This is a genomic window from Streptomyces sp. NPDC002676, assembly GCF_053592455.1.
The window spans coordinates 476,190-499,728 of sequence record NZ_JBSFVT010000003.1; the positions used below are offsets into that span (position 1 = coordinate 476,190).

Consider the following 23,539-nt stretch of genomic DNA (forward strand, 5'->3'; position numbering starts at 1 on the left):
GCATCGCAGCTGTCCCGCTTTGCCGGGAAAGTCGCGCATGTCGTCAGCTCACTCCCGCGGGTGATCTGCCGCTTACCCATAGTCCGTTCGGGCCATTCAAGATTGGGCCCGAAGGGGGTGTTGCGCTGTGCCCACCTTCCGTAACGTCCTCAACTGGCGGCGGTGAATATGCCGCTGCCGCCGTGGGGGAGCCTCGATTCGGGAGAGGACGGCGCCGGTATGGGCTGGGTAACCGACTGGAGTGCGCAGGCTGCCTGCCGCACTACTGATCCGGATGAACTGTTCGTTCAGGGAGCAGCGCAGAACAGGGCCAAGGCGGTGTGCACCGGATGTCCGGTACGCACCGAGTGCCTGGCCGACGCGCTGGACAATCGCGTCGAGTTCGGCGTGTGGGGAGGCATGACGGAGCGGGAGCGCCGCGCGCTGCTGCGCAGGCGGCCCACGGTGAGCTCCTGGCGCAGGCTGCTGGAGACGGCCCGCTCGGAGTACGAGCGGGGCGCCGGGATCGTGCCCCTCGACAGCGACGAGGTGTACGAGAACTACGCGGCGGTGAGCTGAGGGCAACGCCCTCGGGAAACGCCGGTCCGCCTGTGCCTACGGCAACTCTGCCCGCGCCTACGGCAGCTCCGGCCGCCCGGCCGCGAGCCGGGTTCCGATGTCGCGCAGGCCGGTGAGGTCGTGTACGTCGCCGGGCAGTGCGGGTACTTCGACCACCGCCACCTCGGGGTGGCGGGCGGTGAAGCGGTCGCGGGTGCGCTGCTCGCGCGAGAGCAGCTGCATGCGCTCGGCGTGCAGCCTGAGCAGGCCCGCGGCGAGCTGGTCCACGGAGCGAGGAGGCACGGAGTGCTCCGTGTCGGCGGGGGAGCCTTCCTCGGGAGCCGTGGCCTCGGCTGTGTCCCCGGCTGCGGAGCCAGGTGCTGGAGATTGTGAACTGCCGTACGTGTCGGGAGAGTTACGAAGTCCAGCTTTCCCGTCCCTCTGATCCACAATGCGGGGGTCCTCAAGATTTTCCGCGGCGGCGAGCGCCCGCTCGGCCGACAGCCGGCCCGCGCCGCTGCCGTGCACCCGGTTGAGTACCAGCCCCACCAGCGGCATGTCCTCCGCGGCCAGCCGCTCCACGAAGTACGCCGCCTCGCGCAGCGCGTCCCGCTCCGGGGCGGCCACCACCAGGAACGCCGTACCGGGCGCCTGAAGCAGCTTGTACGTGGCGTCCGCGCGCGTGCGGAAGCCGCCGAACGTGGTGTCCATCGCGGCCACGAACGTCTGGACGTCCTTCAGGAGCTGACCGCCCAGCAGCTTGCCCAGCGTGCCGGTCATCATCGACATGCCGACGTTGAGGAACGCCATACCCGCGCGTCCGCCCAGCTTCGCCGGGGCCGTCAGGAGGCGGATGAGGCGGCCGTCCAGGAAGGAGCCGAGCCGCTTGGGCGCGTCCAGGAAGTCCAGCGCCGAGCGGGACGGCGGGGTGTCGACGATGATCAGGTCCCACTCGTCCTTCGCCCGCAGCTGCCCCAGCTTCTCCATCGCCATGTACTCCTGCGTGCCCGCGAAGCCCGCCGAGAGCGACTGGTAGAAGGGGTTGGCCAGGATCGCCGCCGCCCGCTCGGCGTCCGCGTGCGCCTCCACGACCTCGTCGAAGGTGCGCTTCATGTCGAGCATCATGGCGTGCAGCTCGCCGTTGCCGTCGGTGCCCTTCACCCGGCGTGGCACGTTGTCCAGGGAGTCGATGCCCATCGACTGGGCGAGCCGCTTGGCCGGGTCGATGGTGAGCACGACCACCTTGCGGCCCCGCTCGGCCGCCCGCAGCCCCAGGGCCGCCGCGGTCGTCGTCTTGCCCACCCCGCCCGAGCCGCAGCACACCACGATCCGGGTCTTCGGGTCGTCCAGCAGTGCGTCGACGTCGAGCACGCGCGCGGGGGAGAGGTGGGGGCGGGCGGTTTCCTCCGCCGTGGTCTCGTCCGCGCTCATGACAACCCCTGCTTCCGCAGCTCGATGGCGAGCTCGTACAGGCCCGCCAGGTCCATGCCCTCCGAGAACAGCGGCAGTTCGTGCAGTGGCAGGTCCAGCTCGCCGAGGACCGCGCGCTGTTCCTGCTCCAGCGCGTGCCGCTCGGCGTACTCGGCGGCCTGCTCCAGCAGCGGGTCCACCAGCCGCTCCGCGTGCCCGCCGCGCCGGGCCCCGCCCAGACCGGCCGCCGACAGAGCCCGTGCGACAGAGGAACGCTCCACGGTCCGTACGAGTTCCAGGTCGGCCGCGTCCAACACCTGGGGCCGGACCATGTTCACGATGACGCGGCCCACCGGCAGCCGTGCCGCGTGGAGTTCGGCGATGCCGTCGGCGGTCTCCTGGACCGGCATCTCCTCCAGCAGCGTCACCAGGTGCACCGCCGTCTCCGGCGACTTCAGCACCCGCATCACGGCCTGCGCCTGATTGTGTATCGGGCCGATCTTCGCGAGCCCCGCCACCTCGTCGTTGACGTTGAGGAAGCGGGTGACCCGGCCGGTCGGCGGGGCGTCCATGACGACGTAGTCGTACGCGAACCGCCCGCGCTTGTCCTTGCGGCGCACCGCCTCGCACGCCTTGCCGGTGAGCAGGACGTCCCGCAGGCCGGGCGCGATGGTGGTGGCGAAGTCGATGGCACCGAGCTTCTTGAGGGCCCGGCCCGCGCCGCCGAGCTTGTAGAACATCTGGAGGTAGTCCAGAAGGGCCAGTTCGGGATCGATGGCCAGCGCGTACACCTCGCCGCCCCCGGGAGCGACGGCGATCTTCCGCTCCTCGTAGGGCAGTGCGTCGGTTTCGAAAAGTTGTGCGATGCCCTGCCGGCCCTCGACCTCCACGAGAAGCGTCCGCTTCCCCTCGGTCGCGAGGGCCAGCGCGAGGGCGGCGGCGACCGTCGTCTTTCCGGTCCCGCCCTTGCCGCTGACGACCTGGAGCCTGCTCACGTCTTCGAGCCTAACCAGTCCGGCCGACGGCCGTGCCGGAGGCTGTGGACAACTGCGGGACAAGCGGGGAGCAACCGCCACACAACGGCAGCCCGGCCACGGCACAACCACGCATGTGACCGGCCACATGTCCGACACATGCCCGGTGGACGACAGCGGCTACAGTCAGCCCCATGACCAAGTGGGAATACGCAACCGTGCCGCTGCTCGTCCATGCCACGAAGCAGATTCTGGACACCTGGGGCGAGGACGGCTGGGAGCTCGTCCAGGTCGTGCCCGGGCCGAACCCGGAGCAGCTCGTGGCCTACCTGAAGCGGGAGAAGCAGGCATGAGCGCGGTCGAGGAGAAGCTGGCCGAACTGGGCCTGACCCTGCCGGAGGTGGTGCCGCCGCTGGCCGCGTACCAGCCGGCCGTGCAGTCCGGCGTGTACGTGTACACCGCCGGCCAACTGCCGATGGTGGAGGGCAAGCTGCCGGTCACCGGCAAGGTGGGCGCAGAGGTCACGCCGGAGGAGGCCAAGGAGCTGGCCCGCACCTGCGCGCTGAACGCACTGGCCGCCGTGAAGTCCGTCGTCGGCGACCTGGACCGCATCGCGCGCGTGGTGAAGGTCGTCGGCTTCGTCGCCTCGGCGTCCGACTTCATCGGGCAGCCCGGTGTCGTCAACGGCGCCAGCGAGCTGCTCGGCGAGGTCCTCGGCGACAAGGGCGTGCACGCCCGCAGCGCGGTGGGCGTCGCGGTGCTCCCGCTGGACGCGCCGGTGGAGGTCGAGATCCAGGTCGAGCTGGCCCAGTAGCCCGCTCGCTCACTGAAGCCCCACCGACCTCGGGCACCTCTCGAACATTCGCCCTATACGGGATAGCCTCCGGCCATGGCGAATGGGCAGTGGTACCCCCAGGAGTGGCCCGAGCGCATCCGCGCGCTCGCGGACGGCACCCTCACCCCGGTGTCCCCCAAGCGCGCGGCCACGGTGCTGCTCCTGAAGGACACCCCGGCCGGCCCTGTCATCCACATGCTGCGCAGACGCGCCTCCATGGCCTTCGCCGGAGGCGCGTACGCGTATCCCGGCGGTGGTGTCGACCCGCGCGACGACGAACGCCAGGTCCGCTGGGCGGGCCCCACGCGCGCGTGGTGGGCAGAACGCCTGGGCGTCGACGAGACCGGTGCCCAGGCGATCGTCTGCGCGGCCGTGCGGGAGACCTACGAGGAGGCGGGCGTCCTGCTCGCCGGACCCGACCCCGACTCGGTGGTCGGCGACACCACCGGGGACGACTGGGAGGCCGACCGGGCCGCCCTGGTCGCGCGCGAGCTGTCCTTCGCCGAGTTCCTGGACCGCCGGGGCCTGGTGCTGCGCTCGGACCTGCTGGGCGCCTGGACCCGCTGGATCACCCCGGAGTTCGAGTCCCGCCGCTACGACACCTGGTTCTTCGTCGCCGTGCTCCCCGAGGGGCAGCGCACCCGCAACGTCTCCACGGAGGCCGACCGCACGGTGTGGATCCGCCCCGAGGAGGCCGCCGCCGGGTACGACAAGGGCGAGCTGCTGATGATGCCGCCCACCATCGCCACGCTGCGCCAGCTGCTGCCGTACCCGACGGCCGCCGAGGCCCTCGCCGCCGCGCCCGCGCGCGACATGACGCCGGTGCTCGCGCAGGCCCGCCTCGCGGACGGAGAGATCGTGCTGTCCTGGCCGGGGCACGACGAGTTCACCAAGCACGTCCCGACCGCTCCGGCGACAGGTGCTCCGACGACCGGGGGTGGCCCCGCATGACCGACGCAGCAGCCCTCCCCGGCCAGCCCCGGGGCGGCGTCCTCTCCGGTCCCGCCACTGAACGGTCCGTCAACGTGCTGGCCCCCAACGCCTCCGCGATGACCCTGGACGGCACCAACACCTGGATAGTCGCCGAGCCCGACTCCGAGCTGGCCGTGGTGATCGACCCGGGCCCGCTGGACGACGGCCACCTGCGCCATGTCGTCGCGACGGCGGAGAAGGCCGGCAGGCGCGTGGCCCTCACCCTGCTCACCCACGGCCACCCCGACCACGCGGAGGGCGCCGCCCGTTTCGCCGAACTGACCGGCACGCGCGTGCGTGCCCTCGATCCCGCGCTGCGGCTCGGCGACGAGGGCCTCGCCGCCGGGGACGTGGTCACGGTCGGCGGCCTGGAGCTGAGGGTCGTACGGACCCCCGGGCACACCGCGGACTCGCTGTGCTTCCATCTCCCGGCCGACCGGGCGGTGCTGACCGGCGACACCATCCTCGGCCGCGGTACGACGGTCGTGGCGCACCCGGACGGCCGTCTCGGCGACTATCTGGACTCCCTGCGCCGTCTGCGTTCCCTGACGGTCGACGACGGCGTCCACACCGTCCTGCCGGGCCACGGGCCGGTCCTGGAGGACGCCCAGGGTGCGGTCGAGTTCTACCTCGCCCACCGCGCCCACCGCCTGGCCCAGGTCGAGACGGCCGTCGAGGACGGCTACCGCACCCCGGCCCAGGTCGTCGCCCATGTGTACGCCGACGTGGACCGCTCCCTGTGGCCGGCGGCGGAGCTGTCGGTCCGGGCCCAGCTGGACTATCTGCGCGAGCACGGGCTGATCTAGCGGTCTACTTGGTCCGGTCCCCGCGCAGGAACGTTGCGGCGATCAGGACGCCCAGCAGGACCAGAGCCGCGTTGACGGCGATGGCGACGGTGACGCCGTGCAGGATCGTTCCGGCGGCGCCCGCGGCTCCGGCGGCCGTCGCTCCCGCCGTACCGGTGACGACCGCCGACATGACCGGGGTGCCCATGGTGATGCCGATCTGCTGGGACATGGTGGCCAGACCCGTCGCCAGGCCCTGCTCGCGGTCGGGCAGCCCGGAGGTGGCGGTGACCATGAAGCCGACGATCACGAGCATGTTCCCGACGCCGCCGAAGAAGGTGGCGGGCAGCAGCAGCCCCATCCAGCCCGTGCCGTCGCCGAGCAGCAGCAGGACCGCGGTGAACACCGTCTGGACCAGACCGCCGGCGACGAGGGCGGTGAGCGTGGAGCGGCGGGCGATCACCCTGGGGGCGAGCAGACCGCCGGTCACGGTGCCGAGGCCCAGCACGCCGAAGGAGACGCCGGCGGTCAGCGCGGAGAAGCCGAGCGTCTTCTGCATGTACAGGGTGAGCAGGTAGACCAGCGAGGTCTCGGTGACGAAGGCCAGCAGGCCGAGCACGTTGCCCCAGGCCACGTTCCGCCGTCCCAGTACGTGCAGCGGCACCAGAGGCTGGGTGACTCTGCGCTCGACGGCGTAGAAGACGCCCAGCAGCGCCGCACCGGCGACGAGGCCGGTCAGGGCGGAACCGTCGGTCCAGCCGTGCTCACCCGCCTGCGTGAGGCCGTAGACGATGCCGAGCAGCCCCAGGGTGACGCTCAGGGCGCCGGGCAGGTCGAGACGCGGGCGCTGCGCGGGGCGCGACTCCTTGATCACGGCCGGGGCGACGAGCAGGACCGCGAGGGCGACCGGCACGTTGACGAAGAAGGACCAGCGCCAGGAGAGCAGGTCGGTCAGGACGCCGCCGAGGACCGCGCCGGTGGTGAAACCGGCCGACATCAGGGCGCCGTTGAGGCCGAGCGCCTTCTCTCGCAGTGGACCCTCCGGGAAGGAGGTGGTGAGCAGCGACAGGCCGGCCGGGGTGACCGCGGCGGTGGCCAGGCCCTGGGCGATACGGGCGACGATCAGCATGGTCGGCGAGGTGGCCAGTCCGCCGGCGAGGGAGGCCGCCCCGAGGACGGCGAGGCCCACGAGGAAGATCCGCTTGCGGCCGACCAGGTCGCCGATGCGCCCGAAGAAGAGCGTGAAGCCCGCCGCGCACAGGGCGAAGGGCGTGGCGATCCACTGGAGGTCGGCGAGGGAGAAGCCGAGCCCGTCACCGATCTCGGGCAGCGCGACGTTCAGGATCGAGAAGTCGACGGCCAGCATGAACTGGGCGACGAGGAGGACGACGAGGACGAGTTTCAGACGGCCGGTGAGGCGCTGCTCGGGGGCGGCGCCGAGGGCGGGAGACGCGCATGGTGTGGACGCGGAAGCCTCGGTCGTGGACATGGAAGCCCCTTAAATGGGTCTGCGGTTCCATTACGATGGAGACCGTAGCATCGCATCAGGCTGTAATGGAACTGGAGTCCCGATAAGATGTCTGACGTGTCCCCCTCCCCGGGCACCGTGCGCCCCGGCGGCCGTACCGCCCGTGTCCGCGAAGCCGTCCTGGAAGCGGCCGGAGATGTGCTGGCCGAGCTGGGCTTCGAGGGGCTCGATCTGGCCGACGTCGCCCGGCGGGCAGGCGTCGGCAAGACCACCGTCTACCGCCGCTGGGGCACCCCCGCCGCGCTCGCCGCCGACCTGCTGGACGATATGGCCGCGCAGTCCGTCCCGCGCTCCCGCACCGGCAGCCTCGAAGAAGACCTGCGCGAAAACGCCCGCCTCGTCGTCGGGACCCTCACGGACTCCCGCCAGGGCCGCCTCTTCCGCGCCCTGATCGCGGCCTCGCTGTGCGACACGCAGACCACCGAGGCGCTGCATCGCTTCTACGCCGTCCGCATCGAGGAGTGGGCCGGGTGCGTCACCGACGCCATCGCGCGTGGGGAGGTCCCCGAGGGCACCGACCCGAAGGCGGTCGTCGGCGCGGTCTCGGCGCCGCTCTACTACGCCCTGCTCACCACGGGCGGGCCCCTGGACGAGGCAGCGGCCGACCGCGCCGCCGCAGCCGCCCTCGCCGCCGCGCGCGCGGGCGTGTACTGAGCGGGCCCGGAAGCCTCTAGATCCTGTCGTCAAATTCCCGTCGTCCGCCCGAAGGGCAGGCGGGAATTTGCCGACAGGGCCTAGGGCTGGTCCTCCGGGCGCGGGGCCTTCACGCCGTGCACGCGCGCGTACTCCGTCGCGAGCCAGGGGCCCAGGTCGTCGACGTACGACCGCAGGACGTCCGGGTCGCCGACGGGCTCGTGGCCGTACTCCGCCGCCGTACGCAGCTGCGCGGCCCGCTGCGGGTAGTACGCGCCGAAGGCCTCGGCCATCTCGCGCAGATCGCTCGTCCAGCCGTTCCAGCGGGGCATGACCAGGGTGAAGCCGGTGCGGACGAGGTGGCGGGACATGAAGCGCACGAGCGGGCGCCGGGCCTCCTCGGTGTCCTCGGCCGCCGCGATCCGCTCCCGCCAGCGAGGCAGCCACCGCGCGAGGTCACCGTTGGTCTCGCGGGCGAGCAGGGAGTCGGGGCGGTAGCGGGGCAGGTACTCGGCGAGGTCGTCCCCGAGCAGCGGGGTGCACAGGCAGGCGAGGAACCAGCCGAGGTCGTAGCGCTCCAGCTCGCTCAGCAGCCGGTCCCGGCCGTACAGCAGGGTGCCGACGCCGTCGATCTGCGGGAATTCCCTGTCGAGCGCCTCGCCGAGGGCGCGGACGGTCTCCCGGTCGGCTTCGCCCGGCTCCTCGTGCAGCACGACGAACAGATCCAGGTCGCTGCGTCCCACGCGTGCGGTGCCGCGCGGAATCGATCCGTAGAGGTACGCGCTGTGCAGCCGCGCCCCGAAGGTGTCCAGCACCCGGTCGCGCGCGGTGGCCACGACGGGGCGGAAAACGGGTGGCACGCGCGCGAGGGAGCCTTCGCGCTCGATGAAGCCCTGGTCGTCGAGGCCGTGCGGGACGGGGGGTGCGGGCATGCGCTCACTGTGCCCTGTGTGACGCGGAAGCACGGCGCATTTTCGGCGCCGGTCCGCGTCGAACAGCTCGTACGGCCAGGACCGGGGTCAGCGGGACCGCTTGGCCAGCCGCTCCACGTCCAGCAGGATGACCGCTCGCGCCTCCAGGCGGAGCCACCCGCGCTGGGCGAAGTCCGCCAGCGCCTTGTTCACGGTCTCGCGGGACGCGCCGACCAGCTGGGCCAGCTCCTCCTGCGTGAGGTCGTGGACGACGTGGATGCCCTCCTCGGACTGCACGCCGAAGCGGCGCGACAGGTCCAGCAGGGCGCGGGCCACGCGGCCGGGGACATCGGAGAAGACCAGGTCGGACATGGCGTCGTTGGTCTTGCGCAGCCGGCGGGCGACGGCGCGCAGCAGCGCGGTGGCCACCTCGGGGCGGGCGTTCAGCCAGGGCTGGAGGTCGCCGTGGCCCAGGCCCAGCAGCTTGACCTCGGTCAGCGCGGTGGCGGTCGCCGTGCGCGGGCCCGGGTCGAAGAGGGACAGCTCGCCGATCAGCTCGCCGGGGCCGACGACGGCGAGCATGTTCTCGCGGCCGTCGGGGGAGGTCCGGTGCAGCTTGACCTTGCCCTCGGTGACGACGTAGAGCCGGTCGCCCGGGTCGCCCTCGTGGAACAGGGAGTCGCCACGTGCGAGGGTCACCTCACTCATGGAGGCGCGAAGCTCCGCGGACTGCTCGTCGTCGAGAGCCGCGAAGAGCGGGTTGCGCCGCAGAACGTCGTCCACGAGTTCTCTCCTTGTCGACCTGCTCAGGGGATCTTGCTCCCCCTTGGTACCAGGGGACCGTGTTCCCCATTTTGCCGGACGGTCCAAACAGTGTGATCTGTCACAAGGATGCCGTACAGGTGTCGCGGGGTAAGCGGCAGGGGTCCAATCGGGGGCTGATCTTCCGGGTCCGGGGCGGATGTCGGTGCCGGGCTTTAGGCTGGCCGGGTGTCCAAATCGCCGGTGAGAACACAGGCCAAGGGGGCTGGGCGGGTGGCTGTACGTCGTGATTCCGCTGTGGGCGAACAAGGCTCCAGCGAAAGTAATAAAAGTCTGAAATCTGAACAAAAGGTACCTCGCAAAAAGCCGGCTGCCAACGAGTCCCGCACCGCCCTGGTCCGCCGTGCCCGCCGGATCAACCGCGAACTCGCCGAGGTGTATCCCTACGCCCACCCCGAGCTGGACTTCGAGAACCCCTTCCAGCTGCTGATCGCCACCGTCCTCTCGGCGCAGACCACCGACCTGCGGGTCAACCAGACGACCCCGGCGCTCTTCGTGAAGTACCCCACCCCCGAGGACCTGGCCGCCGCCAACCCGGAGGAGGTCGAGGAGATCCTCCGCCCGTGCGGGTTCTTCCGGGCCAAGACGAGGTCGGTGATAGGGCTCTCCAAGGCCCTCACCGAGGACTTCGGCGGTGAGGTCCCCGGCAGGCTGGAGGACCTGGTCAAGCTGCCCGGCGTCGGCCGCAAGACCGCCTTCGTCGTGCTCGGCAACGCCTTCGGGCGGCCCGGGATCACCGTCGACACGCACTTCCAGCGGCTCGTACGGCGCTGGCAGTGGACCGACGAGACCGAGCCGGACAAGATCGAGGCGGCCGTCGGCGCGCTGTTCCCGAAGAGCGACTGGACCGACCTGTCCCACCACGTGATCTGGCACGGCCGCCGGATCTGCCACGCCCGCAAGCCCGCCTGCGGCGCCTGCCCCATCGCCCCGCTCTGCCCCGCCTACGGCGAGGGGGAGACGGACCCGGAGAAGGCGAAGAAGCTCCTCAAGTACGAGAAGGGCGGCTACCCCGGCCAGCGGCTGAACCCGCCGCAGGCCTACCTCGACGCGGGCGGCAGGGCGGCGCCGCCACTGGGGGCCGCGTGACGGAACGATCTCGATGCCCTCGGGCGTTGGACACGGCAGGACGGGGGTGGCCATGACGCACACGAGCCAGACGGGCACGGGCCATGCGGGCACGGGCCGTACGAGTGGCGAGCAGCGCGGTTCGGTGGCACTCAGCAAGGAGGGGCTGCCGGGCTGGCTGGACCCGGTCGTGCAGGCGGTGGAGACCGTCGAGCCGATACAGCTCAGCCGCTTCCTGCCGCCCAAGAACGGCTCCGGGCGGCTGTCGGCGGTGCTGATCCTGTTCGGCGAGGGCGAGAGCGGCCCCGAGCTGCTGCTCATGGAGCGCGCCGGCTCCCTGCGCTCCCACGCCGGCCAGCCTTCCTTCCCCGGCGGCGCCCTCGACCCCGAGGACGGCGATCCGAACGGCGACGGGCCGCTCAGGGCCGCCCTGCGCGAGGCGGAGGAGGAGACCGGGCTCGACCCGGCCGGCGTCCAGCTCTTCGGCGTCCTGCCCGCCCTGTACATCCCGGTCAGCGGATTCGTCGTCACCCCCGTGCTCGGCTGGTGGAGAGAGCCCAGCCCGGTCGGCGTCGTCGACCCGAACGAGACCGCCCGGGTCTTCACGGTCCCCGTGGCGGATCTCACGGACCCCGGCAACCGCGCCACCACCGTCTCCCCCGGCGGCCACCGAGGTCCGGCATTCCTGGTCGAATCGGCACTGGTGTGGGGCTTCACGGCCGGAGTGATCGACCGCCTGCTGCATTTCGCGGGCTGGGAGCGCCCCTGGGACAGGGAGAAGCAGGTCCCCATCGACTGGCGCTCATGACAGGGTGAACCCGTGAACGTGCTGGACATCCTGCTGCTGGTCGCGGCTGCCTGGTTCGCGGTCGTCGGATACCGCCAGGGCTTCGTCGTCGGCATCCTGTCGGTGATCGGCTTCATGGGCGGCGGCCTGGTCGCCGTGTACACGCTGCCCGTCATCTGGGACGCCGTGACCGACAACGCGGAGGTCGGCACCACCGCCGCGATCGTCGCCGTGGTCGTCGTCATCGTCTGCGCCTCCGTCGGGCAGGCCCTGACCACCCACCTCGGCAACAAACTGCGCCGCTACATCACCTGGTCCCCGGCCCGCGCCCTGGACGCCACCGGCGGCGCGCTGGTCAACGTCGTGGCGATGCTCCTGGTGGCCTGGCTGATCGGCTCGGCCCTCGCGGGCACGACCCTGCCGACGCTCGGCAAGGAGGTCCGCGGCTCCAAGGTGCTCCTCGGCGTCTCCCGGGTGCTGCCCGCGCAGGCCAACACGTGGTTCGCCGACTTCTCCTCGGTCCTCGCGCAGAACGGCTTCCCGCAGGTCTTCAGCCCCTTCGCCAACGAGCCGATCACCGACGTCCGGCCGCCCGACCCGGCCCTCGCCGGCAGCCCGGTCGCCGCCCGCGCCCAGCGCTCCATCGTCAAGGTCACCGGCACCGCGCAGAGCTGCGGCAAGGTCCTGGAGGGCACCGGGTTCGTCTTCGCCGACCACCGCGTCATGACCAACGCGCACGTCGTCGGCGGCGTCGACGAGCCCACCGTGCAGATAGGCGGCATCGGCCGCAGGTACGACGCCAAGGTCGTCCTGTACGACTGGAAGCGCGACATCGCCGTCCTCGATGTACCGGACCTGAAGACACGCGCCCTCAAGTTCGCCCCGCGGGACGCGACCGGCGGCGACGGCGCGATCGTCGCGGGCTTCCCGGAGAACGGCGGGTACGACGTGCGCGCCGCGCGCGTGCGCCAGCGCATCACGGCCAACGGCCCGGACATCTACCACCGCGGCACCGTCCGCCGCGACGTCTACTCCCTGTACACGACCGTCCGCCAGGGCAACTCCGGCGGCCCGCTGCTCACGCCCGACGGCAAGGTGTACGGCGTGGTGTTCGCCAAGTCCCTCGACGACGCCCAGACCGGCTACGCCCTGACGGCGGACGAGATCCGGTCGGACGCCGACCGCGGGCGCACGGCCGACGAGCAGGTGGGCACCGACAGCTGCGCCCTGTAAGCGGGGTGCGGGGGTGGGACGGTCGGCGCCGGTTCAGCCGCGTGGGTGACGCAGGCGCACCGAGACCCAGCGGGCCCGGCGCCGCAGGATGCGCGAAATTCCCACCCGCAGGTCGCCGTCCGCGAGCTGCGGGGTGCCTCGCTGAGACATGCTCAGACCCGAGGCCGAGCGGCGGTTGCGGGGTGCGTCACTGTAGTCGTGCGTCCAGCCCATACCCCGACGTCTGCCCCTGCCCCAAGGTCGATAACCGCCTCCGGACCCCCCAATTGGCCTATGCGGCAGGCATGTGGCCGTTCGAGGGACAACTGTCCAGGAACCGGGAACTCCACGCATTCAACCGGTCACCTGTCAGGCTGGGGATCCTTCAGCCAGTTGACGGACAACCCCCGGACCCCCGGCCGGGTTCGGGCGGCCGGCGGCTCACCTGTCGGGCTCGGGGTCTTTCAGCCAGTTGACGAGTTCCGTGGAGAACGCCACCGGGTCCTCCTCGTGCGGGCTGTGCTTTCCCGGGGGACAACCCCGGACCCCCGGCCGGGCTCGGGCCAGCGGCGGCTCACCTGTCGGGCTCGGGGTCTTTCAGCCAGTTGGTGAGTTCCGTGGAGAACGCCACCGGGTCCTCGTCGTGCGGGCTGTGCTTTCCCGGGGGACAACCCCGGACCCCCGGCCGGGCTCGGGCCAGCGGCGGCTCACCTGTCGGGCTCGGGGTCCTTCAGCCAGTTGGTGAGTTCCGTGGAGAACGCCACCGGGTCCTCCTCGTGCGGGAAGTGGCCCAGGCCGTCGAACAGCCGCCAGCGGTACGGGGCTTCGACGTACTCGCCCGAGCCGGCCGCGCTGCGCGTCCGGGTCACCGGATCGAGGGAGCCGTGCAGATGCAGCGTGGGCACCCGCACCGGCCGCTTCATCCTGCGGTTGAACTGGAAGCCGTCGGGGCGGGCCAGCGAACGCACCAGCCAGCGGTACGGCTCGATCGAGCAGTGCGCGGTGGACGGGATGCACATGGCCCGCTGGTACGCCTCCACCGCCTCGTCCTCCGGCGCCCCCGGCCCGGACCACTCCCGGATCAGCCGGCCCACCAGCGCGCCGCCGTCGGCGGTCAGCTGCCGCTCCGGGATCCACGGGCGCTGGAAGCCCCAGATGTAGGAGCTGGCGGCCGTCTGCCGGGCGTCCCGCAGCATCGCGGCTCGCCAGCGCCGCGGATGCGGCATCGAGACGACCGCGAGCCGCCGTACGAGCTTGGGCCGCATCGCCGCGGCCGTCCACGCCAGGTAACCGCCGAGGTCATGGCCGACCAGCGCGGCGTCCGGCTCGCCGAGGGAGCGGATCACGCCGGTGACGTCCAGGGCGAGGTTGGCGGGGTCGTACCCGCGCGGGGTGCGGTCGCTGCCGCCGACGCCACGCAGGTCCATCGCCACCGCCCGGTAGCCGGCGTCGGCGAGCGCGACCAGCTGGTGCCGCCACGTCCACCAGAACTGCGGGAACCCGTGCAGCAGCAGCACCAGGGGGCCGTCGCCGAGTTCGGCGATGTGGAAGCGGGCGCCGTTGGCTGCGACGTCCCGGTGCGTCACCTTGTGCCCACCGGGAATGTCGATGCGTACGACCGAGGGGGCGGTGGGGTCCGTCATGACGACGAGCGTGCCACAGCCTCGATGGCTTCGCGGGCTTTGTCCTCCGCCAGCGCCGGGCGCGGGTGCGGCCTGGCGTTCTGCAGGACGCCCGCCGTCTCCTTCATCGACGCGGCCACCTTCTGCGGGCCCTTGCCCTTCTTGGCCTTCTTCGCGAACACCACGCCGATGAGCCCGAGAAGGAGGGCGACGAGCACGTTGGCGGCGAAGGACAGGACGAAGCAGACCGCCAGGTTCCAGTGGGTCCAGGTCCGGATGCCGTACGCCAGCGCGAAGTTGAGCATCGGCAGGGAGAACACCAGTACCGCACCGGCCATCGTGAAGGTGCCGCCGCTCATCGCGCCGCGCTTCACGTCCTGCTTGAGCTGGGCCTTGGCCAGCGCGATCTCGTCGTGCACCAGTGCCGACAAGTCGGTCGTCGCCGAGGCGAACAGCTGGCCGATGCTGCGTTCGGCGCCGACCGGGCTGCCGTCGGGTGCGCTCATCGCGTTCTCCCTAAGAGGTCTCTCGTGCCGTATGTGTGCCGTCTTGTTCTGTACCGTCTCGTCAGATCATGCCGGACGGCCGTTCTCCTCGCCTGCCCCGCCCGGCACTTCCGCAAGCCCGTGGCGGGCCGCGGCGGCCTGCCCGGCGGCGATGCGCCGGTGTTCGGCGGCCTTGCGCTCATGGATCTCGGCCATGCGCAGGTGGTACGCCGGGTCGTCCTGCTCGTAGACGTCCGGAATGCCGTCGTGGTCCTCGTCGCGCTCCTCATCCGCGCACAGCCGGCGGTACTTGCCGTTACGTATCTTCAGCAGCACCGTCGCGCCCACGGCCGCGATCAGTGAGCCGGTGAGCACGGCCGCCTTCACCTCGCCGGTCAGGACCGCGTCGCCCTCGAAGGCCAGTTCGCCGATGAGCAGCGAGACGGTGAAGCCGATACCGGAGAGGGTCGCCACCGCGAAGATGTCGGCCCACTCCAGTTCCTCACTGAGCTCGGCGTGGGTGAAGCGGGCGGTCAGCCAGGTGCCACCGAAGATGCCGACCGCCTTGCCGACGACCAGGCCGAGCACCACGCCGAGCGTCTCCGGCTTCGTGACCACGTCCGCGAGCGCCCCGCCGGAGACCGACACCCCCGCGCTGAACAGCGCGAACAGCGGGACGGCCAGCCCGGCCGACAGCGGGCGGACCAGATGCTCGACGTGCTCGCCCGGCGAGTGCTCCTCGCCCTCCCGGGTGGTGCAGCGCAGCATCAGGCCCATGGCGACGCCCGCGATGGTGGCGTGCACGCCGCTGTTGTACATCAGCGCCCAGATCACCAGGGCCAGCGGCACGTAGACGTACCAGCCGCGCACGCCCTTGCGCAGCAGCAGCCAGAAGACCAGCAGCCCGGCGGCGGCCCCGCCGAGCGCGGCGAAGTGGATCCGGTCGGTGAAGAACACCGCGATGATCAGGATCGCGAACAGGTCGTCGACGACCGCGAGCGTCAGCAGGAAGGCGCGCAGGGCGCTGGGCAGCGAGGTGCCGATGACCGCGAGGACGGCGAGCGCGAAGGCGATGTCGGTCGCGGTGGGCACCGCCCAGCCCTGCCCGGAGCCGTGCCCGGTGAGGTTGGTGAGGGTGTAGACGAGCGCCGGTACGGCCATGCCGCACAGCGCCGCCACCACGGGCAGCGCGGCGGCCCTGGGGTTGCGCAGGTCACCGGCGACCAGCTCACGCTTCAGCTCGATGCCGGCGACGAAGAAGAACACGGCGAGGAGCCCGTCGGCGGCCCAGTGGGCGGCGGACAGGCGCAGGCCGAGGGCGTCCGGGCCGAAGTGGAGGTGGCTGACGGTCTCGTAGCTGCCTCGCATGGCGGGGACGTTCGCCCAGATCAGTGCCGCGACGGCGGCGACGAGCAGCAGGACGCCGCCGACGGTCTCGGTGCGCAGCGCGTCCGCCACGAAGGTCCGCTCGGGCAGCGACAGGCGTCCGAGGACCTTGCGGGTGGGGGCGGGGGTGCGGGGCGCGGCCACGGCGGGGACCTCCGGGTCGGTGGGCAGGGCGGAACGCTTGCCGACCAGACTTCCCGGCACACCTTGAGGGCCCTTCACGTCGGGCTTTGCTTAGTTTACCTAAGGTTGCCGGGGGATGCATCCGGTTATCCGTACGTTATGCGCAAAAAGGGCGCCCGGCGTGTTCTACGCCGGGCGCCCCTTCTGTCGTACGCCCTGGTCCTGCCGTAGGCCCTAGTCCTCGCTCGGCGCCGCCGGGAGCTTGGTCTGGATGAGGTCCATGACCGTGGAGTCGGTCAGCGTGGTGACGTCACCGAGCTGCCGGTTCTCGGCCACGTCCCGCAGCAGGCGGCGCATGATCTTGCCGGAGCGGGTCTTCGGCAGCTCCGCCACCGGCAGGATCCGCTTGGGCTTGGCGATCGGGCCGAGCGTGGCGCCGACGTGGTCGCGCAGGGACGCGATCAGGCTGTCGTCCTCCGAGGCCGTGCCGCGCAGGATGACGAAGGCGACGATCGCCTGGCCGGTGGTCTCGTCGGCGGCACCGACGACGGCCGCCTCGGCGACCGACGGGTGCGAGACGAGCGCCGACTCCACCTCGGTGGTGGAGATGTTGTGCCCGGACACGAGCATCACGTCGTCCACGCGGCCCAGCAGCCAGATGTCCCCGTCGTCGTCCTTCTTCGCGCCGTCGCCGGCGAAGTACTTGCCCTCGAAGCGCGACCAGTACGTGTCGAGGAAGCGCTGGTCGTCGCCCCAGATGGTGCGCAGCATCGACGGCCACGGCTCGGTCAGGACGAGGTAACCGCCGCCGCCGTTGGGCACCTCGTTCGCCTCGTCGTCGACGACGGTGGCGCTGATGCCGGGCAGCGGGCGCTGGGCCGAGCCGGGCTTGGTCTCGGTGGCACCGGGCAGCGGCGAGATCATCATCGCGCCGGTCTCGGTCTGCCACCAGGTGTCCACGATCGGCGTCCTGTCGGCGCCGATGTGCTTGCGATACCAGATCCACGCCTCGGGGTTGATGGGCTCGCCGACGGAACCCAGGACGCGCAGGCTGCTCAGGTCGAACTTCGCGGGGATGTCGTCGCCCCACTTCATGAACGTCCGGATCGCGGTCGGCGCGGTGTAGAGGATCGTGACCTTGTACTTCTGCACGATCTCCCAGAACCGGCCCTGGTGCGGGGTGTCCGGCGTGCCCTCGTACATCACCTGGGTCGCGCCGTTGGCCAGCGGCCCGTAGACGATGTACGAGTGTCCGGTGACCCAGCCGACGTCGGCCGTGCACCAGAACACGTCCGTCTCGGGCTTGAGGTCGAACACCGCCCAGTGCGTGTACGCCGCCTGCGTGAGGTAGCCGCCGGAGGTGTGCAGGATGCCCTTCGGCTTACCCGTCGTACCGGAGGTGTAGAGGATGAACAGCGGGTGCTCCGCCTCGAACGCCTCGGGGGTGTGCTCGGCCGACTGGCGCTCGACCAGGTCGTGCCACCAGAAGTCCCGCCCCTCGGTCCAGGCCACGTCCTGCCCGGTACGGCGCACCACGAGCACGTGCTCGACGTTGTCGACCTTCTCGATCGCCTCGTCCACGGCGGGCTTCAGCGCGGACGGCTTGCCGCGCCGGTAGCCGCCGTCGGAGGTGATGACGACCTTGGCGTCCGCGTCCTCGATACGGGTCGCGAGCGCGTCCGCCGAGAAGCCGCCGAAGACGACCGAGTGCGCGGCGCCGATCCGGGCCGAGGCCAGCATCGCGATCGCGGTCTCGGGGATCATCGGCATGTAGATCGCGACCCGGTCGCCCTTGCGAACTCCCAGCTCCAGCAGGGCGTTGGCGGCCTTGGAGACCTCGTCCTTCAGCTCCGCGTAGGTGATGGCGCGGCTGTCGCCGGGCTCGCCCTCGAAGTGGATGGCGACGCGGTCCCCGTGCCCGGCCTCCACATGCCGGTCCACGCAGTTGTAGGCGACGTTCAGCTCGCCGTCCTTGAACCACTTCGCGAAGGGCGGGTTCGACCAGTCCAGCGTCTCGGTCGGTTCCTTGGCCCACGTCAGCCGCCGGGCCTGCTCCGCCCAGAAGCCGAGCCTGTCAGCCTCGGCCTGCTCGTACGCCTCCGCGGTGACGTTGGCATGCGCGGCCAGGTCAGCGGGCGGCGCGAACCTGCGTTCTTCCTTGAGCAGGTTGGCCAGGCTCTCGTTGCTCACGACATCTCCCTTTCCAAGGGTGTCCGTTGTGTTCCTGGGGTGTCCGTTGTGTCCCAGGCCACAGCTCATCAGACGCGGGGGCCGGTGACAAGGGCGGCCGGGAAATTGGTGTAGACCTGTCCGCAGCAGAGCCGCTCGCTGTCCCCATGTCGGCCATTCAGTAAATGACTCGCAATGCGGAGTAAAGGTCACGTATGGCTTTTCATCGCAAAAGGCGTAGTCATTCCCTCAGATGGATGAACTAGTAATTTTATCGGCTTGTCGTACTAATTCCTTCTCGGTCTCGTGCGACCTTGACGGCACTGTCGGCACAACCCGGCACATCACCAGAAAAGGCCCTCGTCAGCGTTTGTCTGAGAGAAGGAAGTAGGTGGGCGGAACATGGCCGCCACCAAGAGGATCGCCGTCGGCGCCATGGCCGCCGCGGCCTGTGCCGCGCCGCTCGCCAGCTGCGCGAGCGGCGACGGCTCCAGGGAAGGGGCGCCGGGCCCGCAGAAGAACAGTGTCGTCCGGCTGATCGGCGACGGGTCCACCTCGTACACCGGCGCGCAGCCGCATCTGCCCGGACCGGAGCGGCTCAAGTCCGGTCAGAAGCCGCCGCAGTTCGTGGTGTTCTCCTGGGACGGGGCGGGCGAGGACAGCCAGAAGCTGTTCTCGCACTTCCGCAAGGTCGCCAAGGAGAACCACGCGACCATGACGTACTTCCTCAGCGGTGTGTACATGCTGCCGGAGGAGAAACGCGACCTGTACAGGCCGCCGCAGCACTCGCCGGGCCGTTCCGACATCGGCTTCAACGACGAGCAGGGCATCGCCGACACCCTCAAGCAGGTACGGCTGGCCTGGCTGGAGGGCAACGAGATCGGCACCCACTTCAACGGCCACTTCTGCGGCCCCGACGGCGGGGTCGGCACCTGGTCGGTGGACGAGTGGAAGAGCGAGATCGCCCAGGCCAAGCAGTTCGTGAAGTCCTGGAAGACCAACACCGGCATGAAGAAGTCGTCGCCGCTGCCCTTCGACTACGACAGGGAGCTGATCGGCGCCCGCACCCCCTGCCTGGAAGGGCAGAAGAACTTCATGAAGGCGGCCCGCCAGCTCGGCTTCCGCTATGACTCCAGTGGCGTCAACAACCAGGTCTGGCCCAAGAAGAAGGACGGCTTGTGGGACCTGTCGATGCAGCTGGTGCCTTTCCCCGGGCACACCTATGAGCAGTTGACCATGGACTACAACTTCATGGTCAACCAGTCCGGCACCAAGACCCAGGGCGACCCCGACAAGTTCGCCTACTGGGGCGATCAGATGCGGGACGGTCTGATCAAGGGCTTCTACCGGGCCTACGACGGCAACCGCGCGCCCCTGATCATCGGCAACCACTTCGAGTCCTGGAACGGCGGCACCTATATGCGCGCCGTCGAGGACGTGGTGAAGGAGGTGTGCAACAAGCCGGACGTGCGGTGCGTCTCCTTCCATCAGCTCGTCGACTGGCTGGACGCCCAGGACCCGCAGGTCCTTCAGAAGATGCGCACCCTGAACGTGGGCGAGGCCCCCAGGCAGGGCTGGGCGTCCTTCCTCTCCGGCCGCCCGGCCCCGGCACCGAAGGGCGTGCCCGGGGCGCCGGCGGTCAGGCAGTAGGCGGCGAGCGGCGGCCGTCAGGCGGGGGCCGCCACACCCTCGTCGATGTTCTCGCCGAGCACGAACCCGGGGTCGATCTGCGCCGCCAGGTCGGCCCCGGTGCGCTCGTTGCCCCACGCCTCGGCGTTCTTCAGGTGGAAGTGCACCATCTGGCGGGTGTAGCGCTCCCAGTCCCGCAGCTCGTACATGGCATCGGCGGCGGCCCGAAGGACTTGCAGGGCATGGGAGTTGGTCTCTTCCAGGAGGTCGAACCGGGGCGGGCGGCCCTTCTCCATGGCGCGCACCCAGTCCGAGTGCCCGACCGTCACGAGCAGGTCGTCCCCGACCTCCGCGCGGAGGAAGTCGATGTCGTCCTGCGCCTGGACCTTGTTGCCGACGACCTTCAGGGCGACCCCGAAGTCGCGGGCGTACTCCTTGTACTGGCGGTAGACGGAGACCCCCTTCTGGGTCGGCTCGGCGACGAGGAACGTCATGTCGAAGCGGGTGAACATGCCGGAGGCGAAGGAGTCCGAACCCGCCGTCATGTCGACCACGACGTACTCGTCGGGGCCGTCGACGAGGTGGTTCAGGTACAGCTCCACCGCTCCCGTCTTGGAGTGGTAGCAGGCGACCCCCAGGTCGGCGTCCGTGAAGGGGCCCGTGACCATCAAACGGACGGCACCGCCGTCGAGTTCCACCGGACGCGCGCAGGCGTCGTAGATCGCGTTGGGCTCCCGCACCCGGACGAGCCGCGAGCCCGCGCCGGGCGGGGTCGTCTTGATCATCGTCGCGGCGGACGCGATGCGCGGATTGCCGCCGCGCAGGTGGTCCTTGATCAGCGGCAGCCGCTCGCCCATGGCGGGCAGCGCGGCGGCCTCCCCCTCGTCGAGGCCGAGTGCGGGGCCGAGATGCTGGTTGATGTCCGCGTCGATGGCGACCACCGGGGCGCCGGCAGCCGCGAGGTGGCGGATGAAGAGGGAGGAGAGCGTGGTCTTGCCGCTGCCGCCCTTCCCGACGAAAGCAATTTTCATGTTCACCAACGGTAGTCGGGTGATAGCTGTGCGTGTCAATCCGAGTGAAGAAGACCACTCCATCGTGGGGTGGGGCGGTGGGGTGGCTACTGTCGTACTCATGAGTACGACAGGCGCGACCGCCGATCCGCTCGCAGCCCTGGGCTCCCTGCCCGGCGTGGCCGAGTCCGTGGAGTCCGTGCGCAAGGCCGTGGACCGGGTCTACGGGCACCGGGTCATGCGGCGCCGCAGCAACGAGATCACCTCCGAGGCGGCGCTGCGCGGCGCCCGCGGCTCCGCGGCGCTGTCCGGCGCCGACTGGGCGCTGGAGGAGGTGCGCCGGCGCACGGACTTCAGTGGCGACCCCGAGGCGCGCGTCATGGGCGCGGCCCTGCGGTTGACCGCGGAGGCGGGCCAGCTGCTCTCCGTCTGGCGGCAGTCGCCCCTCAGGGTGCTGGCCCGGCTGCATCTGGTGGCCGCCGCGACCCAGGGCGACGAGGTCGGCCGACCGCGCCAGGCGGGCGAGGCGGTCGACGAGCCGCTGGTCGAGCTGCCGCTGCCGGATGCCCAGGAGGTGTCCGGCAGGCTGGAGGGCCTGGCGGACCTGATCATCGCGGGAAGCTCGGCGCCCGCGCTGGTGACGGCCGCCGTGGTGCACGGCGAGCTGCTGGCGCTGCGCCCCTTCGTCTCCCACAACGGCCTGGTCGCGCGCACGGCCGAGCGGATCGTGCTGGTCGGGAGCGGCCTGGACCCCAAGTCGGTCTGCCCGGCCGAGGTGGGGTACGCCGAACTCGGGCGCGCCTCCTACCTGGCCGCACTGGACGGGTACGTCTCCGGGACCCCCGAGGGCATGGCGGCCTGGATCGCGCACTGCGGCAAGGCTGTCGAGCTGGGTGTGCGCGAGTCGACGGCGGTGTGCGAGGCGCTGCAGCGCGGCGCGGCCTGAGAAACGCCCCCTGAACGGGTTGCGGCGGTACGAATCCTCGTACCGCCGCTGGCATGTTCACCCGGTTACCAGGCGTCCTCGATATCTGCCCATCAGGCCGGGGTGCTTTGCCCGTCACCTGGTGCGGCTGGCCCGTAATCGACGGGTCGACGTCGCGTGGGTGCCCGATGTTCATGCAAGGGTCCGTGGGGCCGACTGCGTAGTAGTAGGTGATCCTCTCGGATGTCCTGTGGTCTCGCGGGCCTTAAATCCTTTGTACTGCACGCCAGGGGCAAGCGGTACCCCTGCCTCCACATCTTTATTTTCAGGCTCAAAACGGGTCGAATCGGCCGGAAAGGTGGCCGGGGAGGCAGCCGGGAAACCGGCCGCGAGGCCGGCCGGGAGGCCGGTCAGGACACCGTGCCGCGGCGCCGGTTGGTGTACCAGACGAGGCCCGCGGTCGCGGCGGCTGCGCCTATGGCCGCCGCCGCGACCAGGGCCGGGCGCGGCGGCACGGACAGTGCGGGCAGCCGCTGCTTCAGGCGCACGGGCCGGCGGAACTCCAGAACCGGCCACTCGCGCGCGAGTGCCTCCCGGCGCAGCGCGCGGTCCGGGTTCACGGCGTGCGGGTGCCCGACCTCCTTGAGCATCGGCAGGTCGGTCGCGGAGTCGCTGTAGGCGTAACAGCGGTCGAGGTCGTACCCCTCGGAGGCGGCCAGTTCCCGGACCGCCTCGGCCTTGGTCGGGCCGTAGGCGTAGTACTCCACCTCCCCGGTGAAGCAGCCGTCGGGGCCGACGACCATGCGCGTGGCCACCACCCGGTCCGCGCCCAGCAGCTCGCCGATCGGCTCGACCACCTCCGCGCCCGAGGTGGACACGATCACGACGTCGCGTCCGGCCGCGTGGTGCTCCTCGATGAGGGAGGCGGCCTCGTCGTAGATGATCGGGTCGATCAGGTCGTGCAGCGTCTCGGCGACGATCTCGCGCACCTGCTGGACGTTCCAGCCGCGGCACAGCGTCGACAGGTACTCGCGCATGCGCTCCATCTGGTCGTGGTCCATGCCGCCGACCAGGAAGACGAACTGGGCGTATGCGGTACGCAGTGCGGCCCTGCGGTTGATCAGTCCGCCTTGGTAGAAGGACTTGCTGAAGGTGAGCGTGCTCGACTTCGCAATGACCGTCTTGTCCAGGTCAAAGAAGGCTGCTGCGCGGGGCAAGGAGTGGTTTTCCACGACCCAGAGCATAGGCGCCCACCATTCGGCGTAAGGTGGGGCGCGTGGGTTTGCCTGAGAGGGCTCTCGGGTACACCATGGAAGTCACGGATCGTTCGCGACCGTGCTAACCCGGTCCGACTCCTCCCCCCCCGAGTCGGCCGTGGGGACGACCCCCGCTCTCCCCCCCGGCGGGGGTCGTCGCATGTCCGGGTGGGTTTTCTCTTCTCTGTGGAGTCGTGAGGCTCCGGACCGGCGGCTTCGGCCGCCGCTTTCGCCATGCCCATGATCTGTTACTCAGGGTAATCAGTGGGCTGCTCTGCGGAAGTCGTACAGGGATCAGTACAGGGGTCACCGGTATGGGTGACATCGATATTCACAGCCGCTGAGTTGTCCACAGATTTCCACCAAGATCCACATGATTTCGAGCTTCGCCCCATCGTGATTCCAGCGCGGTCCGAGCCGGCGAGTTCATGGCCGGTTCCCATTGCCGGAGCGCGTATGG

23 protein-coding genes are annotated in these 23,539 nt (G+C 70.6%); 11 read left to right on the plus strand and 12 right to left on the minus strand.

Annotation, left to right across the window (positions count from 1 at the left end):
- Positions 1-219: 219 nt before the first annotated feature.
- Positions 220-558 carry a transcriptional regulator WblA gene (wblA, locus tag ACWD3E_RS12500; RefSeq protein ID WP_451353585.1) on the plus strand — a complete coding sequence of 113 codons (339 nt, stop codon included), beginning with the start codon at positions 220-222 and terminating at the stop codon, positions 556-558.
- Between the two features lie 57 nt (positions 559-615).
- Here the strand turns inward: wblA and ACWD3E_RS12505 are convergent, their stop codons facing one another.
- Both ACWD3E_RS12505 and ACWD3E_RS12510 read right to left on the minus strand, forming a co-directional pair.
- Positions 616-1,968 (minus strand): ArsA family ATPase, encoded by a 1,353-nt coding sequence (locus tag ACWD3E_RS12505; RefSeq protein ID WP_451387499.1) that lies wholly within the window; start codon positions 1,966-1,968, stop codon positions 616-618.
- Positions 1,965-2,942, minus strand: coding sequence for an ArsA family ATPase (locus ACWD3E_RS12510; protein WP_451387500.1), 978 nt, complete (start codon positions 2,940-2,942; stop codon positions 1,965-1,967). The genes ACWD3E_RS12505 and ACWD3E_RS12510 overlap by 4 nt, the downstream gene beginning before the upstream one ends.
- A 173-nt stretch (positions 2,943-3,115) precedes the next feature.
- Between ACWD3E_RS12510 and ACWD3E_RS12515 the strand changes: the two genes are divergently transcribed.
- The 4 genes from ACWD3E_RS12515 (at position 3,116) to ACWD3E_RS12530 (ending at position 5,534) form a co-directional block, all read left to right on the plus strand.
- Entirely contained in the window at positions 3,116-3,274 is a 159-nt protein-coding gene (locus ACWD3E_RS12515) for a DUF4177 domain-containing protein (RefSeq protein WP_009189813.1), read from the plus strand.
- Positions 3,271-3,735: a RidA family protein gene (locus ACWD3E_RS12520; RefSeq protein WP_451387501.1), complete on the plus strand. Its 465-nt coding sequence runs from the start codon at positions 3,271-3,273 to the stop codon at positions 3,733-3,735. The genes ACWD3E_RS12515 and ACWD3E_RS12520 overlap by 4 nt, the downstream gene beginning before the upstream one ends.
- A 75-nt stretch (positions 3,736-3,810) precedes the next feature.
- Positions 3,811-4,707, plus strand: a complete 897-nt coding sequence (locus tag ACWD3E_RS12525) for an NUDIX hydrolase (RefSeq protein ID WP_451387502.1) — start codon at positions 3,811-3,813, stop codon at positions 4,705-4,707.
- A complete protein-coding gene (locus tag ACWD3E_RS12530; protein WP_451387503.1) occupies positions 4,704-5,534 on the plus strand; it encodes an MBL fold metallo-hydrolase in 831 nt (276 codons plus the stop codon). Before ACWD3E_RS12525 ends, ACWD3E_RS12530 begins: the two co-directional genes overlap by 4 nt.
- 4 nt (positions 5,535-5,538) lie before the next feature.
- Here the strand turns inward: ACWD3E_RS12530 and ACWD3E_RS12535 are convergent, their stop codons facing one another.
- Positions 5,539-7,002: an MFS transporter gene (locus tag ACWD3E_RS12535; protein WP_451387504.1), complete on the minus strand. Its 1,464-nt coding sequence runs from the start codon at positions 7,000-7,002 to the stop codon at positions 5,539-5,541.
- A gap of 96 nt (positions 7,003-7,098) precedes the next feature.
- Between ACWD3E_RS12535 and ACWD3E_RS12540 the strand changes: the two genes are divergently transcribed.
- A complete protein-coding gene (locus ACWD3E_RS12540; RefSeq protein WP_451387505.1) occupies positions 7,099-7,695 on the plus strand; it encodes a TetR/AcrR family transcriptional regulator C-terminal ligand-binding domain-containing protein in 597 nt (198 codons plus the stop codon).
- A gap of 80 nt (positions 7,696-7,775) precedes the next feature.
- Here ACWD3E_RS12540 and ACWD3E_RS12545 read toward each other — a convergent pair whose 3' ends face one another.
- Both ACWD3E_RS12545 and ACWD3E_RS12550 read right to left on the minus strand, forming a co-directional pair.
- Complete coding sequence (locus tag ACWD3E_RS12545) at positions 7,776-8,606, minus strand: nucleotidyltransferase domain-containing protein (protein WP_451387506.1); 831 nt, start codon at positions 8,604-8,606, stop codon at positions 7,776-7,778.
- Positions 8,607-8,693: 87 nt separating this feature from the next.
- Entirely contained in the window at positions 8,694-9,368 is a 675-nt protein-coding gene (locus ACWD3E_RS12550) for a Crp/Fnr family transcriptional regulator (RefSeq protein ID WP_018547939.1), read from the minus strand.
- 312 nt (positions 9,369-9,680) lie between these two features.
- Between ACWD3E_RS12550 and nth the strand changes: the two genes are divergently transcribed.
- The 3 genes from nth to ACWD3E_RS12565 are packed head-to-tail and all read left to right on the plus strand — an operon-like array spanning position 9,681 to position 12,495.
- The gene (gene nth, locus ACWD3E_RS12555; protein WP_451387666.1) at positions 9,681-10,496 is read left to right on the plus strand and encodes an endonuclease III; all 816 of its coding nucleotides are present in this window, start codon (positions 9,681-9,683) and stop codon (positions 10,494-10,496) included.
- A 52-nt stretch (positions 10,497-10,548) separates the two neighbouring features.
- Positions 10,549-11,283: an NUDIX hydrolase gene (locus ACWD3E_RS12560; RefSeq protein ID WP_451387507.1), complete on the plus strand. Its 735-nt coding sequence runs from the start codon at positions 10,549-10,551 to the stop codon at positions 11,281-11,283.
- Positions 11,284-11,295: 12 nt separating this feature from the next.
- Positions 11,296-12,495: a MarP family serine protease gene (locus tag ACWD3E_RS12565; RefSeq protein WP_451387508.1), complete on the plus strand. Its 1,200-nt coding sequence runs from the start codon at positions 11,296-11,298 to the stop codon at positions 12,493-12,495.
- Between the two features lie 33 nt (positions 12,496-12,528).
- Here the strand turns inward: ACWD3E_RS12565 and ACWD3E_RS12570 are convergent, their stop codons facing one another.
- The 5 genes from ACWD3E_RS12570 to acs form a co-directional block, all read right to left on the minus strand.
- Positions 12,529-12,708 (minus strand): hypothetical protein, encoded by a 180-nt coding sequence (locus ACWD3E_RS12570; RefSeq protein ID WP_451387509.1) that lies wholly within the window; start codon positions 12,706-12,708, stop codon positions 12,529-12,531.
- A gap of 473 nt (positions 12,709-13,181) precedes the next feature.
- Complete coding sequence (locus ACWD3E_RS12575) at positions 13,182-14,117, minus strand: alpha/beta fold hydrolase (RefSeq protein ID WP_451387510.1); 936 nt, start codon at positions 14,115-14,117, stop codon at positions 13,182-13,184.
- Complete coding sequence (locus tag ACWD3E_RS12580) at positions 14,114-14,602, minus strand: phage holin family protein (RefSeq protein WP_451387511.1); 489 nt, start codon at positions 14,600-14,602, stop codon at positions 14,114-14,116. The genes ACWD3E_RS12575 and ACWD3E_RS12580 overlap by 4 nt, the downstream gene beginning before the upstream one ends.
- Positions 14,603-14,668: 66 nt before the next feature.
- Complete coding sequence (gene nhaA, locus ACWD3E_RS12585; RefSeq protein ID WP_451387667.1) at positions 14,669-16,111, minus strand: Na+/H+ antiporter NhaA; 1,443 nt, start codon at positions 16,109-16,111, stop codon at positions 14,669-14,671.
- A 213-nt stretch (positions 16,112-16,324) separates the two neighbouring features.
- A complete protein-coding gene (gene acs / locus ACWD3E_RS12590; RefSeq protein ID WP_451387512.1) occupies positions 16,325-18,280 on the minus strand; it encodes an acetate--CoA ligase in 1,956 nt (651 codons plus the stop codon).
- 381 nt (positions 18,281-18,661) lie between these two features.
- Between acs and ACWD3E_RS12595 the strand changes: the two genes are divergently transcribed.
- On the plus strand, positions 18,662-19,909 hold the full coding sequence (locus ACWD3E_RS12595; RefSeq protein ID WP_451387513.1) for a hypothetical protein: 1,248 nt from the start codon (positions 18,662-18,664) through the stop codon (positions 19,907-19,909).
- A gap of 17 nt (positions 19,910-19,926) precedes the next feature.
- Here the strand turns inward: ACWD3E_RS12595 and ACWD3E_RS12600 are convergent, their stop codons facing one another.
- A complete protein-coding gene (locus ACWD3E_RS12600) occupies positions 19,927-20,919 on the minus strand; it encodes an ATP-binding protein (RefSeq protein WP_451387514.1) in 993 nt (330 codons plus the stop codon).
- A 100-nt stretch (positions 20,920-21,019) separates the two neighbouring features.
- Between ACWD3E_RS12600 and ACWD3E_RS12605 the strand changes: the two genes are divergently transcribed.
- The gene (locus tag ACWD3E_RS12605) at positions 21,020-21,844 is read left to right on the plus strand and encodes an oxidoreductase (protein ID WP_451387515.1); all 825 of its coding nucleotides are present in this window, start codon (positions 21,020-21,022) and stop codon (positions 21,842-21,844) included.
- 389 nt (positions 21,845-22,233) lie between these two features.
- Here the strand turns inward: ACWD3E_RS12605 and ACWD3E_RS12610 are convergent, their stop codons facing one another.
- Positions 22,234-23,067 (minus strand): HAD family hydrolase, encoded by an 834-nt coding sequence (locus ACWD3E_RS12610; protein WP_451387516.1) that lies wholly within the window; start codon positions 23,065-23,067, stop codon positions 22,234-22,236.
- Positions 23,068-23,539: the final 472 nt, after the last annotated feature.